This is a genomic window from Flavobacterium sp. WG21 (genome assembly GCF_000335775.1).
GTDB classification, from domain to species: domain Bacteria; phylum Bacteroidota; class Bacteroidia; order Flavobacteriales; family Flavobacteriaceae; genus Flavobacterium; species Flavobacterium tructae.
Window position 1 is genome coordinate 135,599 of the sequence record NZ_AMYW01000004.1, and the last position, 13,029, is coordinate 148,627.

General features: G+C 35.1%; 14 protein-coding genes. 12 read left to right on the top strand and 2 right to left on the bottom strand.

The features are described from left to right. Positions 1 to 96: 96 nt before the first annotated feature. Positions 97 to 2,229, bottom strand: coding sequence for a TonB-dependent receptor (locus C245_RS0104860; protein ID WP_017495460.1), 2,133 nt, complete (start codon positions 2,227 to 2,229; stop codon positions 97 to 99). 122 nt (positions 2,230 to 2,351) lie between these two features. Between C245_RS0104860 and lysA the strand changes: the two genes are divergently transcribed. After that, positions 2,352 to 3,644, top strand: a complete 1,293-nt coding sequence (gene lysA, locus C245_RS0104865) for a diaminopimelate decarboxylase (RefSeq protein WP_255348295.1) — start codon at positions 2,352 to 2,354, stop codon at positions 3,642 to 3,644. A gap of 383 nt (positions 3,645 to 4,027) precedes the next feature. Here lysA and aac(6') read toward each other — a convergent pair whose 3' ends face one another. Continuing rightward, positions 4,028 to 4,465 (bottom strand): aminoglycoside 6'-N-acetyltransferase, encoded by a 438-nt coding sequence (gene aac(6'), locus C245_RS0104870; RefSeq protein WP_017495462.1) that lies wholly within the window; start codon positions 4,463 to 4,465, stop codon positions 4,028 to 4,030. A 237-nt stretch (positions 4,466 to 4,702) separates the two neighbouring features. Here aac(6') and C245_RS0104875 point away from each other — a divergent pair, with 237 nt between their 5' ends. The 11 genes from C245_RS0104875 to C245_RS0104925 all read left to right on the top strand — a co-directional run bounded on the left by C245_RS0104875 (position 4,703) and on the right by C245_RS0104925 (position 13,026). Then, positions 4,703 to 5,152 carry a hypothetical protein gene (locus tag C245_RS0104875; RefSeq protein ID WP_017495463.1) on the top strand — a complete coding sequence of 150 codons (450 nt, stop codon included), beginning with the start codon at positions 4,703 to 4,705 and terminating at the stop codon, positions 5,150 to 5,152. A gap of 22 nt (positions 5,153 to 5,174) precedes the next feature. Further along, a complete protein-coding gene (locus tag C245_RS0104880) occupies positions 5,175 to 5,663 on the top strand; it encodes a hypothetical protein (RefSeq protein ID WP_017495464.1) in 489 nt (162 codons plus the stop codon). 33 nt (positions 5,664 to 5,696) lie between these two features. Next, the gene (locus tag C245_RS0104885) at positions 5,697 to 6,080 is read left to right on the top strand and encodes a VOC family protein (RefSeq protein ID WP_017495465.1); all 384 of its coding nucleotides are present in this window, start codon (positions 5,697 to 5,699) and stop codon (positions 6,078 to 6,080) included. A 65-nt stretch (positions 6,081 to 6,145) separates the two neighbouring features. Then, positions 6,146 to 6,505 (top strand): hypothetical protein, encoded by a 360-nt coding sequence (locus C245_RS0104890; RefSeq protein ID WP_017495466.1) that lies wholly within the window; start codon positions 6,146 to 6,148, stop codon positions 6,503 to 6,505. Between the two features lie 93 nt (positions 6,506 to 6,598). Next, positions 6,599 to 7,153: a hypothetical protein gene (locus tag C245_RS0104895; RefSeq protein ID WP_026109876.1), complete on the top strand. Its 555-nt coding sequence runs from the start codon at positions 6,599 to 6,601 to the stop codon at positions 7,151 to 7,153. Between the two features lie 111 nt (positions 7,154 to 7,264). After that, positions 7,265 to 8,452: a hypothetical protein gene (locus C245_RS0104900; RefSeq protein ID WP_017495468.1), complete on the top strand. Its 1,188-nt coding sequence runs from the start codon at positions 7,265 to 7,267 to the stop codon at positions 8,450 to 8,452. Between the two features lie 68 nt (positions 8,453 to 8,520). Further along, complete coding sequence (locus tag C245_RS0104905) at positions 8,521 to 9,117, top strand: rhodanese-like domain-containing protein (RefSeq protein ID WP_017495469.1); 597 nt, start codon at positions 8,521 to 8,523, stop codon at positions 9,115 to 9,117. Between the two features lie 134 nt (positions 9,118 to 9,251). After that, on the top strand, positions 9,252 to 10,124 hold the full coding sequence (locus C245_RS0104910; protein ID WP_017495470.1) for an alpha/beta hydrolase: 873 nt from the start codon (positions 9,252 to 9,254) through the stop codon (positions 10,122 to 10,124). Positions 10,125 to 10,166: 42 nt separating this feature from the next. Beyond that, the gene (locus tag C245_RS0104915) at positions 10,167 to 10,853 is read left to right on the top strand and encodes a GNAT family N-acetyltransferase (RefSeq protein WP_017495471.1); all 687 of its coding nucleotides are present in this window, start codon (positions 10,167 to 10,169) and stop codon (positions 10,851 to 10,853) included. A 61-nt stretch (positions 10,854 to 10,914) separates the two neighbouring features. Continuing rightward, positions 10,915 to 11,283 carry a nuclear transport factor 2 family protein gene (locus C245_RS0104920; RefSeq protein WP_017495472.1) on the top strand — a complete coding sequence of 123 codons (369 nt, stop codon included), beginning with the start codon at positions 10,915 to 10,917 and terminating at the stop codon, positions 11,281 to 11,283. A 153-nt stretch (positions 11,284 to 11,436) separates the two neighbouring features. Beyond that, entirely contained in the window at positions 11,437 to 13,026 is a 1,590-nt protein-coding gene (locus C245_RS0104925; protein ID WP_017495473.1) for an ABC-F family ATP-binding cassette domain-containing protein, read from the top strand. Positions 13,027 to 13,029: the final 3 nt, after the last annotated feature.

A 13,029-nucleotide genomic window follows, 5' to 3' on the forward strand; every position in this document is an offset into this window, starting at 1 on the left:
CAGACTCCTTAACCTTTATAAAAATAAAAGCCCCTTTTTGAAATCAAAAAGGGGCTTTGTTATGAAATATTAAAATTACACTTCAAATTACTAAATTTAAAAATTATACTGAATTTGTAAAGTTGCACGTCTTCCGGGAGCATTCACAAAATCTTTATCTCTCGCTTGCCACCAGGCAATATTGGGAGCGTAATCTTTATTAAATAAATTCTCCACTCCCAGCGCCAATCGGAATGATTTATTGATGAGATAAGAACTGCTTAAATTAAAGACCGTATATTTTTTTACCGGACCTTCGTTAAAACTATACAAGTTTGTGGTTGGATTTGGATCAAATCGGTCTCTTTTGAAGTTATGTAAAGAACTTAATTCAATATCTAAATTTTTCAGCGGACGAATCTGAACATAAGTCGTAAGCTTTGGAGCCATTATTCGGGATCCGTTAATATATTTTTCGTACGATCCGTTATTGTCATTATCGACCTTCCCTTCTATCCAGGCAAAAGCACCTCCAAAACTTAGAAATTCTATTGGATTAAAACCTACAACGGCCTCATATCCCCAGATGTTTTCGGGAGCACGCTGCATCGCAAAAGAACCATCAGCTGACTGAATTGATGTAGCCCCTAATTGTGATGTGCTCCAGAAACTGGTTACCTCATAGTTGAACCATTTTTTAATCGTTCCGGCCACTCCCATTTCGTAATTGTTTACAATAATAGGATCAGTTGGTAATTTTGAGATCACACTTTCAGTAGACGTTCTTAAAATGCGCCCTACCTCATTGATCGAAAAAGATTGAGAATAACTCGTAAAAACATTTACTTCCGGCATAATATTATATCGCAATCCGATGTTTCCAACGAGAGCATTATAATCTAACTCGCCTCCCTGAACAAAAATACTTTTGGTGTACGTATTGTTTTTAGCATTCAATACCGGTAACGTGTTGAAATCATCTGCTTTCACCTTAATATTTTCATATCGAGCACCTGCTTTTAAGGTAAATTTACCCCAGGCATCAAATTTAATCAACGCAAAAGGTGCAGTATTCAGCATTTTCATTTGAGGAGTCCAAAAACGACCGTCTTCTAATTTTTGAACCGTTTTGTCTTGAAGTAAATCCAAACCATAAATTACCTCTGCTTTGTAGGTATCATTTGCAAAAAGACGGGAATCAAAATTAACGCGAAGCCCTTTCTTTTGCGAAGCCACATTCGATTGACCTCCGTTTAAAAACTGATCTCTGTCATACGAATAAACCGTTCTGAAATCCTGTGCATAAACATTAACATCCAAAGAAGTATTATTCCAAATCTCCGAATTCGAATACGCTACTCTAAAATTATGATTTCTCGGAGTTCCTTCAGGCGTTCCCAAACGTCCACCGGCGTCCACTCCAATCGTTGGGATTTCTCCCCATTTACCAATCTTAACATCCTGATCTAAAAATGACTTCGAAGCATAACCCATGTACGAGAACTCTAACCTTTGGGTATCAGTTAGTGCGTATCCTATTTTAAACAAGCCGTTGTACGTATTTAAATTCGACAAACTATAAAACGGCGAAAGGTTCACTCCGTTAGCATCTTTAGCAACACCTGATCTTTCCTGTGTAAATCCAACAACGTAATCGAGTTTTTTTAGTTTCCCTGCCAGTGAAAGTGAAGCTCTGTAACCAAATGATTCTGCAAAAGTTTTGGGTTGTGTGATCAAACCTAACTGTACCGAACCGCTAATTTTTTCTTCAGAATGGTTTTTCTTTGTAATATAATTGATGATCCCTCCATCGGCACCATTCCCATAAATTGAAGTTGCACCTTTGATAACTTCCACTCTTTCGATAGACGAAGGATCAATTACCTGAAGGTCTCTACCTCCATTTCGCAAAGGCGTAGATTGCGGTATTCCATCAATCATAACCAAAAACGGCCTTCCTCTTAAAGTCTGACCGAAATTTGAAGTTTGGTTACTCGCGGTCGCTAAGCCCGGAACTGTATATTGCAAAATATTACCGATATTCGAATTTACCAAGGTCTGACTTTGGATTTTTTTAGCTCCAACAATCGTAATAGAAGAAACAACCTCTTTTATACTCTCTTTTTTTCGGCTTGCAGTTACAATAATGTCATCTAAATTATTAGTCTGCAAACTGTCTTTTGATTTTTCCTGAGCAAATCCCACCGATGTTGTAAGGATAATCAAGCAAAATGTAATAATCTTTTTCATAAATAATCTCTAATAATGTAATTTTGGGGCAAATATAATTTTTATTCACTCTAAATAAGAATTAGAAACCATTAAAAGTTAAAAAAACTCTAAATGTTTATTTTATAACAATTTGTTACAATTTGTTATTTTTCAATTTAAAATTTGTCAATCGGCAAAAGAGTAATAAGTTTGCTGAAAATAGTTTACAGATGCAAGCAAAAGATTTACTGCAGTTAGCAGACCAATTTGGAAGTCCATTATATGTATATGATGCCGAAAAAATCCAATCTCAGTACAACAGGTTAACTAAAGCTTTCTCTAAGGTAGAAAACTTAAGAGTTAATTATGCCATGAAGGCATTGTCTAACGTTGCCATTCTTCAGCTATTAAAGAACATGGGATCTGGCTTAGATACTGTATCGATTCAGGAGGTTCAATTAGGACTTCATGCCGGCTATGATCCTGACAAAATTTTCTTTACACCAAACGGAGTTTCTTTAGAAGAAATCGAAGAAGTAGCCGCAATGGGTGTACAGATCAACATTGACAATTTATCTATTTTAGAGCAATTCGGAACCAAACATCCTAATATACCCGTATGTATTCGTATCAATCCACACGTAATGGCGGGTGGAAATGCTAATATTTCCGTTGGACATATCGATAGTAAATTCGGAATCTCTGTTCACCAGATACCACATATTTTACGAATTGTTGAAAACACAAAAATGCATATTGTGGGGATTCACATGCACACAGGATCGGATATTTTAGATATCGAAGTATTCTTGTATGCAGCTGAAATCTTATTTGATACGGCTAAACATTTCAAAGAATTACAATTCTTAGATTTCGGAAGCGGATTCAAAGTGCCTTACAAAAAAGACGATATCGAAACCGATATTGAAGAATTAGGTAAAAAATTATCTAAAAGATTCAATTCTTTCTGTACAGAATACGGTAGAGATTTAACTTTGATTTTCGAACCCGGAAAATTCCTCGTGAGCGAAGCTGGTTTCTTCTTAGCCAAAGTAAACGTAGTAAAACAAACCACTTCGACAGTTTTCGCAGGGGTTGACAGTGGTTTCAATCACTTAATCCGTCCGATGTTTTACGGTTCACAGCACCATATTGAAAACATCTCCAATCCAAAAGGAAAAGAGCGTTTTTACTCGGTAGTAGGTTACATCTGCGAAACGGATACTTTTGCCAACAACCGCAGAATTTCAGAAATTACAGAAGGCGATATCTTAGCGTTCAGAAATGCAGGAGCTTATTGTTTCTCTATGTCTTCGAACTACAATTCAAGATACAAACCAGCTGAAGTTTTATGGATGAACGGTCAAGGAATCCTGATTCGTGCTCACGAAACTTTCGAAGATTTACTAAAAAATCAAATTCCGTTGCCACAAGAAATTGCAGCAACAGTTTAAAATAAAAAAAAGAGAATATCACCGAAGTCCCGTTTCTTAATTGAGGCGGGATTTTTTTTTACAGTTTTTAGATTTATGCCCCGTCTGGCTGAGCAAAGTCGAAGCCTCAGCCCAATCGTGTCATTTCGACAGAGAAGACTCGAGCGATAGCAACTGACGAAGTAAATCATACTACTTGATCGACAAAAATAGTTGTCAATATAGCACACGGATGACGCGGATTCGCTTTGCGAAAACACGGATTATGACGGATTTTTTTTTCTTATAATCTTCTAAATTTAATCTTGCCTTTTCTGAACTAAGGAGAAATGACAAACTTCACTAAAATCTCTTTGGCGCAACAAACCCGACAGGTTTTAAAAACCTGTCGCGTTTAAACGATCCTATAAATTTTTAATGAAGCACACTATTCGTTCAACTTCGGTAAAACCAGTTTTTTGATGGAAATCAATGCTTGCTGAATTCCCCAAATCGGTGTCGGAAGCAATTTGCTTAAATCCTTTTTGTTTCGCCCAGTCTTCAGCAACTTTTGTCAATCTTCTGGCAATACCTTGTTTTTGATACGCTGGCTTTACGTAAATAGCTTCAATGTAGGCAACGGGTAAGTCTTCTGCACCTTCAACATAGTCATTTCGCGTACTTAAATGTACAAACGCAATGTAGTCTTCTTGATCCTTAACCACATAACAAATTTCATTTTCTGAATCTATAATCGCTTTATAACTTTCAACTTCTTCGTCAAACGAACAGTCGTTCCAAAGCTCTAAAACTAATTCGACAAGTTGTTTTAAATTTTGTGATGAAATTACTTCAATGTTCATTTTAAAATTCTGCTCTTTATTAATTTAACAATTCAGTCAAAGTTATGCAAATTCTATATAAGATGTTTCATTAGAGCGTACTTAACCTACAAATGCGTTATCCAAATAAGTACCATCCAAACCCCACAGGTTTTAAGAACCTGTCGGGTTTACAATTTTACTGCTTCGCAAAAAATGAATTTCAAATAACTCAAATAAAAAAACTATTTTAGTTTGATAAATCAAACCCCAAAATCCATGAAAATTACGATTCCCCTGTCGGTATTATTTTTATTACTTACTACTACTTTATTCGGTCAGACAATTGCTGATCTAAAACTAAAACCAAAAGAAATTCCCAAAGGCTACACTTTAAACGATGGTAATATTTGTATTACTCCACAAGCCTGTACTTTCTATAATGATATTGAAACCTACGCTAGTATTGTTGGAACCTTAAAAAGTAAATCGATTCAAAATTTTAAAAGTAAAACCGATCGTGGATCTGTAATGTATTTTGAATTTGAACACACTTTTAAAGGAGATCGATTTCTGCAAGGATTACTTTGGGGAAAAGATGGTCAGCCAACTGATGAGCATCCGGAAGAATATCTTGCAAAAGGAAAATTTTTGATCATTTGGAATTTTCATCCTAACAGTGCACTTAAAGAAAAATCAGAGACTAAGATCGAGGCGATTTTACAATAAAAAATAACCAACAAATACAAAAATGAACAGACCAGGTGCCGTTGGAGCATTGCTTGACATCTACGAACAGGCAATTTTAGATCTTAAAAACGTTATTACAAGTATTCCTGATAATGTTTTGCCCCACATTATAGACGAAAAAACAACAAGCAAAGATTGTAAATCCATACAAGCTATTCTTTCGCACGTTGTCAGCTCCGGTTATAGTTATGCTATCAGTATTCATAACTGGAAAGGAGAACCTATGGAGCGGCCTGACAAAGTTTTTCATGTCACCATTGTCGAATATCTGAATGATTTAACCAATGTCTTCCTCTTTACCGAAAGTGTTTTCAGTAAAATTAAAGACGATGAATTAGAACAATATGACGATTCCTTAAAAATAAAAACAGGCTGGGGACAATTGTACGACATCGAACAACTTACAGAACATGCCATTGTACATGTTCTCCGACACAAACGACAAATTGAAAAAATAAAATCCAGTCAATTGAACTGGAATTTTCTCTAACTTCGCTTACAATAAAAAATAACCCTAAACAAAATGAAAACCAAATCGAATCCTGTTGTTTATTTTGAAATTCCGGTAACCAACATCGAAAGAGCCATACAATTTTATTCGGCGGTTTTTGGTTTTGAATTTGAACGTGATCGCATTCATGATAATGAAATGGCATTCTTTCCGCTTATCGAAGGCAACAATGGTATTTCGGGAGCCTTAGCCCAAGGTGAAATATACAAGCCTACGATAGATGGAACTCTTGTTTATTTAAACACTGAAGATATTGAAGAAACTATAAATCTGGCCGTAAAAAATGGTGCCGAGATTTTATTTCCGATAACCTCAAATGGCGAATTTGGCTGGGTAGCTGAATTTAAAGACTGTGAAGGAAACAGAATTGCGTTGCACATGAGCCAAAAGGAATAATTTAAAATTGAGAACAAATCTAAATCTATAAAACCTCTTTTCCGTTTTATTTAAAAAACATCAAAATGAAAATTCAAACACGAACCCTTTTTTATGCAATCCTTTTCTTTTTATATCTTACCGCAACTTCTCCTTTACTGCAGTTGGGGGAGAAATTAGGAACAGATCCCTACATTACTTTGGGTTGTGGATTTGCTATTTTGAACATTATTTATTCTTTTTTAGGTTTAAAGTGGAAACCGGTACTAAATGTGATCTGCTCTGTTTCAATTGCCGCTTTGTCTTTATTTTTGGCCGTACAATTCGCTAACTTACACCTACTTACCAAATACGATCCCTATTTAGTTAAAACCGCCATATTCACCAATGCTATTCTATCAATCCTCTTTTGGGAAATTGTGTATCAGGTGAAAATTAGGAAATAATGAAATTCTAAATACACCCCGTTTACAATACCGTTCCCAATCATTTATATTTTGATAATCTCAAATCTTACCAAAAAAGTCTCACTCGAAAACATGAAATTCAAAATTTTACTTCTTGCTGCCTTTATTTTTATCTCTTGCAAAAAAGAATCCAAAACCGAGGTCACAACAATTTCAACTCCAGCGAAAAACAGTGTTGAAACCACTGACAAAAAAGAAGCACAAAATAGCTCCGATACCATTGTGATTTCGACCAAACACAAAACAAATAAAATCGTATGCGACCTCGACGGCGACGGAAAAAATGAAACGGTTGAAATTGTAAGAAGTACAAAAAGTGATAAAAGTGGTTTGCGAATTGTTTTCGGAGATGGAAACCGAACAGATTATTTCGGAATGGGAAATACTATCCTCTATCAGGGTTTTGAAGAAATCGACTGGGCCGGAATATTTGAAAAAGCCCCAAAAGGGGAAATTGTCTGGAACAATGTTAACGATCAGGGAGAAATCTTGGGCGATGACGAAATAAAAGAAGAAGACAAAATCAAACTGCCAAATGACGGAATCTTTATTCATGCCGAAGAAAGCTGCGGAGGCGGCATTATCTATCTTAAAGATGGAAAATACGAGTGGATTCAGCAGGAATAAATCTGAAATAAAACAGTTTACAAAAACTTCACCTTCTTAAATTAAAATCACAACTTCTAGTTTATCTAAAAACAGATATCTTTGCTCCTTTAAAATCAATTGGTCTTTAGAATGAAAAAAATTACAATCCTATTTTCAATATTATTTTTAGCACTGTCGTCTTGTGGTGTAAAAACTACTCAATCCATGCTAAGCGACGGAAATTATGATGGAGCCATAGACCGCGCTGTTGAAGCTTTAAGAACCAAAAAAGATTCTAAAGGAAAACAAGATTACGTGTATTTGCTGGAAGAGGCGTTTGCAAAAGCCAAAGACAGAGATTTACGTAGCCTGGAATTAATGATCAAAGAAGCAAATCCGGTAAATGCCGAACGCACTTACAATACCTACATGCAGTTGAACAATCGTCAGGAAAAAATCCGACCGTTATTACCTCTGCAACTCTTGAAACAAGGAAGAACTGCCACATTCCAGTTTGATAATTATACCAATCAAATCATAAGCAGTAAAATTGCATTGACGAGATATTTATATGAAAATGCTTCTGCCCTTTTAAAATCAAATAACAAACTGGATTTTAGAAAAGCCTACGATGATTTTTCTTATTTGGAAAGCATTAGCCCAAACTACAAAAACACCAAAAAATTGATGGATGATGCACAGTTTAAAGGAACGGATTTTGTGGATGTTTATGCCAAAAACGAAACCAATATGGTCATTCCGAAACCGCTTCAGGATGACTTACTCGATTTTAAAACCTACGGACTAAACGATAAATGGACGGTTTATCACAGTCTTAGACAAAAAGGCATCGTTTACGATTATAGTCTGATTGTAAACTTCGTGCAGATCAATATTTCCCCAGAGCAAATCAAAGAGAAGGAATTCATTAAAGAAAGACAGATAAAAGACGGTGTCAAAACACTTCTGGACAGCAGAGGAAGACCGGTTAAAGACAGTCTGGGCAGAGAAATAAAAGTAGACAATTACAGAATGCTTCGTGCAAACGTATACGAATTCAGACAATTTAAATCCTGCCAGATCACAGCAAAAGTGGACTATGTTGATTTAAAAATCAATCAGTTACTGCAATCTTTTCCGGTAACCAGTGAGTTTATTTTTGAGAATATTTACTCTACTTACAAAGGAGACAGAAGTGCGTGCGAGGACAATTATATCAGTTATTTCAACAAACGAGCTGTACCTTTTCCAAACAATGAACAAATGGTTTTTGACACAGGAGAAGACTTAAAAGAGAGATTAAAAGATATTATTGTCAGAAACAAATTCAGGAGATAAATCTAACGCTTTATTAAAAGCGGTAGAGTCCGGCTGATAAACATATTGAACTATAAACCTCATTTCAAATGAAAAAGATAACGCTTCTATTTTTAGTATCATTTTGTTTCACAGGCTGTGTTACTCAATCACAAACAGCCAAAACTTCTACCGCAATGACAGAGCAGCAACAATATCCTAAAGCATTAGTAGACTACGATGATTTTAAAAACCTCGTTACCGAAGTCGAAAAAGCAAGAGCAAATCGTCTGGTGAGTCTCGATCTTTTTCTTAAAATGAGTCATGAAGAGAATACCGTTATTTTGGACACACGCTCTGATTTTCGTTACAACCGAAAACACTTAAAAGGGGCAATTCATCTTGATTTTACCGATTTTACACAGGAAAACCTGCATCAATTAATTCCGGATCCTAATACCAGAATACTGATTTACTGCAATAACAATTTTAATGGTGACCCGATAGATTTCGCTTCAAAAATGGCGCTTCCTAAAAGTGCTCCCGAGTCTCAGATTTTAACCAACAGAAAACCTGTTATGCTGGCTCTGAACATTCCTACACATATTAACCTTTATGGGTACGGCTATAAAAACATCTATGAACTTGACGAATTGGTTCACGTAAATGACCGCAGAATAAAGTTTGAAGGAACGGAAGTAAAGTAGAACTTATTTCTTCTATGTAACCCTACTTCAAATGAAGCAGGATTTTTTCCAATTTTAATTTGTATTTTAGTTCTATATAATTTACCTGTTTCACATCATAATATTTTACCCCATTGCTACTAAATACCACCATAATGAACAAATTATTTACCCTTGCCTTTTTACTCTTTTCTACCACTTTTATCTTTTGCCAAACCAATAAAACCAAACCAAAAGAAATCGCAAAGCCATTTGTATTAGGAGTTATTGATGAAATTCAATCGAAAGAATTAGGAGAAAAAAGAATCCTTAATATCTATCTACCGGAAGGTTACAAAAGCGAAGAGGCAACAAAATATCCCGTAATTTATTTATTAGACGGTTCAGCTGATGAAGATTTTATTCATATCGCCGGTCTGGTGCAGTTTAATAGTTTCGAATGGATCAATCAGGTTCCTAAATCAATTGTTGTGGGAATTGCCACTGTCGACAGAAGAAGAGATTTTACATTCCCGACCACTATCGAAAAAGATCAAAAAAGGTTTCCAACTTCCGGGCATTCTGATAAATTCATTGCTTTTATCGAAAAAGAATTGCAACCTTTTATCGAAAAAAAATACAAAGCCAACAACTCTAAAACCCTTATGGGACAATCATTGGGAGGATTACTGGGAACTGAAATTCTACTAACAAAACCAACCCTTTTTAATAAATATGTTATTGTAAGCCCAAGCATTTGGTGGAATAATGGTTCCATACTAAATCTCGACAGCGCCATTTTTCAGGAAAATTTCAGTGCGCAGACAGACATTTACATTGCAGTTGGTAAAGAAGGACTTACGCCAACAGAAATTCCAAGAGTTATGGAAGTCGATGCTAATTTACTAACTGAAAAAATTAAAGCTTCAAAAAGCAAAAACATAAGAGTATATTTTGATTATTTCCCGCTTGAAAATCACGGTACGATTTTACATCCGGCAGCTTCGAATTCATTTCGTTTTTTCTATCCTATAAAAGAGAAAGAATAAAAACCGAATATAGTACGATCCTAAAAAATTATTTTTAAAATAATGACAAATAAAGAAGACCATAAACTAGATAATCCGGTTTGGTATGCATTATCCGAAAACCATTCCGCATTTGCCCTTGATTATGATGGTACTAAATTTTACAATCCGGATTATTGTCCGTTTGGAAGTTTTATACTCTCGGAAAGCACTTTAAAGGCCATAAAACAATATGAGTTGTTAACGGATTCTTTTTTTGTAGTGGGTGAAAAACCTGAAATAGACGATTCTTTAACAATCATCAAAGAATTGATTTGTCTGCAAATGGTTATTCAGGACAAAATCCAACTTCCGACTGGTACTGAAATTCTCAAACTTACCGAAAATCATAATGACGAATTATTACAACTGGTTAATTTGGTACAGCCGGGATATTTTAAAACCCAAACTCCTTTATTAGGTAATTATTATGGAATATTTAAAGAAGCCCAATTGATAGCTGTCGCAGGCGAACGTATGAAAATGAATGACTTTACAGAAGTGAGTGCTATTATCACGCATCCCGATCACACCGGAAAAGGTTATGCCAAACAATTGATTTCGCATGTTGTCAATAGCATCTTAGACGAAAGTAAAACTCCTTTTTTACATGTTGTCGAAAATAATATAGGTGCCATTAGCTTATATGAAAAACTAGGTTTTGTAACGAGACGAAAAATCAGCTTTTGGAATGTTTCTAAAAAGCAGTAATTTTATCTTGCACCTAAAATAGTCGTTCCAAAAGCACTTTTAACATCATAACCTTTAAGACATGACAGCAAATAAACAAACTGTAACCGAATATATGGAAGCTTTTAGAGTAAGCGATCATAAACGAATTTTAGATTGCCTTACTGATGATGTGATCTGGGAAATGCCCGGAATTTATCAGCATGTAGGGAAAGAAGCTTTTGACAAAGAAATTGAAAACGACAATTTTACAGGCAGTCCCACGATTCAAATCATAAAACTAATTGAAGAAAATGACATTGTTATTGCCGAAGGTGCCGTACAGGGAAATATGAAAAATGGTAATAAACTGGATGCTGTTTTCTGTGATGTTTTTGAAATGGAAAAAGGTAAAATTAAAAAGCTTACTTCCTATTTAATGTCTAAAAATGCCAGTTTAAAATTTGAATAAGGTGAAACTCAAATCTTAAAAACTATTTTTTGTATCTTTGCAGCAATAAATAAACCGTACCATCTCTATGTGAATAAAAATTTCTTTCGGACAATTTTAAGGTAAGCTATTAAAATGGCTTGCACATTTGTTTATTCCCTAAAGAAAGAAATTATGGTTATTTTACAGCATATCTCCTACTTACATTCAAACAAGAATTTGTTGTTTGATAAAATTACTTTTACAGTTAACCCTCACCAAAAAATTGCTTTAATTGGCAACAACGGTGTTGGAAAATCAACCTTATTAAAAATTATTGCAGGCGAATCAGAACCTGTCGACGGTTTATTAAAAACAGATTCCAAACCTTATTATCTGCCTCAAATTTTCGGGCAGTTTAATCAGCTTACGATTGCTCAGGCGCTTCAGGTTGAAGACAAACTGAATGCTTTGCACGAAATTCTTAACGGAGTCGTTTCTGAAGAAAACCTTACTATTTTAAACGACGATTGGACAATTGAAGAGCGTTGCAATGAAGCCTTACAATACTGGCAGTTGCAGGATTTAGACCGGAACCAAAAACTCGGAACGCTGAGCGGTGGACAAAAAACAAAAGTTTTCCTGGCCGGAATTTCAATTCATGAACCAAAACTGGTTTTACTTGATGAACCAAGTAATCATTTGGACATTTCGGGAAGAGAATTATTATATGAATTTATAAAAAACAGCGCTTCAACTTTGATTGTAGTAAGTCACGATCGAAAATTATTGAATTTATTGCAGGCTGTTTATGAATTATCAGGACAGGGAATAACAGTTTACGGTGGTAATTATGATTTTTATACTGAACAAAAACAGATCGAAAATAAGGCTTTGAGTCAGGATATTCAAAGTAAAGAAAAAGCGTTACGCAAAGCAAAAGAAAAAGAACGTGAAACTCTGGAACGTCAAAACAAACTGGACTCCCGTGGTGAAAAAAAGCAGAAGAAAGCCGGAGTTTCAAGAATTATGATGAACACTTTGCGAAACAATGCCGAAAACAGTACGGCCAAAACAAAAGGTGTTCATGCCGAAAAAATTGGAACTATTGCTAAGGACCTGCAGAAATTGCGGTCAGCATTACCTGATATTGATCAAATGAAATTTGGTTTTGATAAAACAAACCTTCATAAAGGAAGAATACTTTTCAAAGCATCAGCAATTAATCATAGTTATAACGATCAGTTGTTGTGGAAAAATAAGCTTCATTTTCAAATTCTAAGCGGGCAACGTATCGCCCTCAAAGGCGCAAACGGCTCCGGAAAAACGACATTGATAAAAATAATCACGGGCCAATTGCAACCCAAAACAGGGAATATTTACAAAGCCAATTCTAAATCAATTTACATTGATCAGGATTATTCACTTATTGAAAATCAAATTTCAGTTTACGAACAAGCACAGAAATTTAATACTTCCGGTTTACAGGAACATGATCTGAAAATGAAACTTGATAAGTTTCTGTTTTCACAAAATGACTGGAACAAACCCTGTTTTGCTTTAAGCGGAGGTGAAAAAATGCGACTGATGCTTTACTGTTTGACCCTCAATAGTGAGGCTCCGGATATGATCATTCTGGATGAACCAACAAACAATCTTGATATTCAAAATATCGAAATTCTGACCGCAGCTGTAAACGAGTACAAGGGGACTTTAATTGTGGTTTCGCATGATATCCTTTTTTTAGATGAAATTCATATTGAGAATTTTATAGAATTAAGTTAAATT

Bases quoted from the DNA above. Each gene is read 5' to 3' on its own strand.
- C245_RS0104860 (WP_017495460.1), bottom strand. From the start codon at position 2,229: ATGAAAAAGATTATTACATTTTGCTTGATTATCCTTACAACATCGGTG.
- C245_RS0104875 (WP_017495463.1), top strand. From the start codon at position 4,703: ATGAAAATTACGATTCCCCTGTCGGTATTATTTTTATTACTTACTACT.
- C245_RS0104880 (WP_017495464.1), top strand. From the start codon at position 5,175: ATGAACAGACCAGGTGCCGTTGGAGCATTGCTTGACATCTACGAACAG.
- C245_RS0104885 (WP_017495465.1), top strand. From the start codon at position 5,697: ATGAAAACCAAATCGAATCCTGTTGTTTATTTTGAAATTCCGGTAACC.
- C245_RS0104890 (WP_017495466.1), top strand. From the start codon at position 6,146: ATGAAAATTCAAACACGAACCCTTTTTTATGCAATCCTTTTCTTTTTA.
- C245_RS0104895 (WP_026109876.1), top strand. From the start codon at position 6,599: ATGAAATTCAAAATTTTACTTCTTGCTGCCTTTATTTTTATCTCTTGC.
- C245_RS0104900 (WP_017495468.1), top strand. From the start codon at position 7,265: ATGAAAAAAATTACAATCCTATTTTCAATATTATTTTTAGCACTGTCG.
- C245_RS0104905 (WP_017495469.1), top strand. From the start codon at position 8,521: ATGAAAAAGATAACGCTTCTATTTTTAGTATCATTTTGTTTCACAGGC.
- C245_RS0104910 (WP_017495470.1), top strand. From the start codon at position 9,252: ATGAACAAATTATTTACCCTTGCCTTTTTACTCTTTTCTACCACTTTT.
- C245_RS0104915 (WP_017495471.1), top strand. From the start codon at position 10,167: ATGACAAATAAAGAAGACCATAAACTAGATAATCCGGTTTGGTATGCA.
- C245_RS0104920 (WP_017495472.1), top strand. From the start codon at position 10,915: ATGACAGCAAATAAACAAACTGTAACCGAATATATGGAAGCTTTTAGA.
- C245_RS0104925 (WP_017495473.1), top strand. From the start codon at position 11,437: ATGGTTATTTTACAGCATATCTCCTACTTACATTCAAACAAGAATTTG.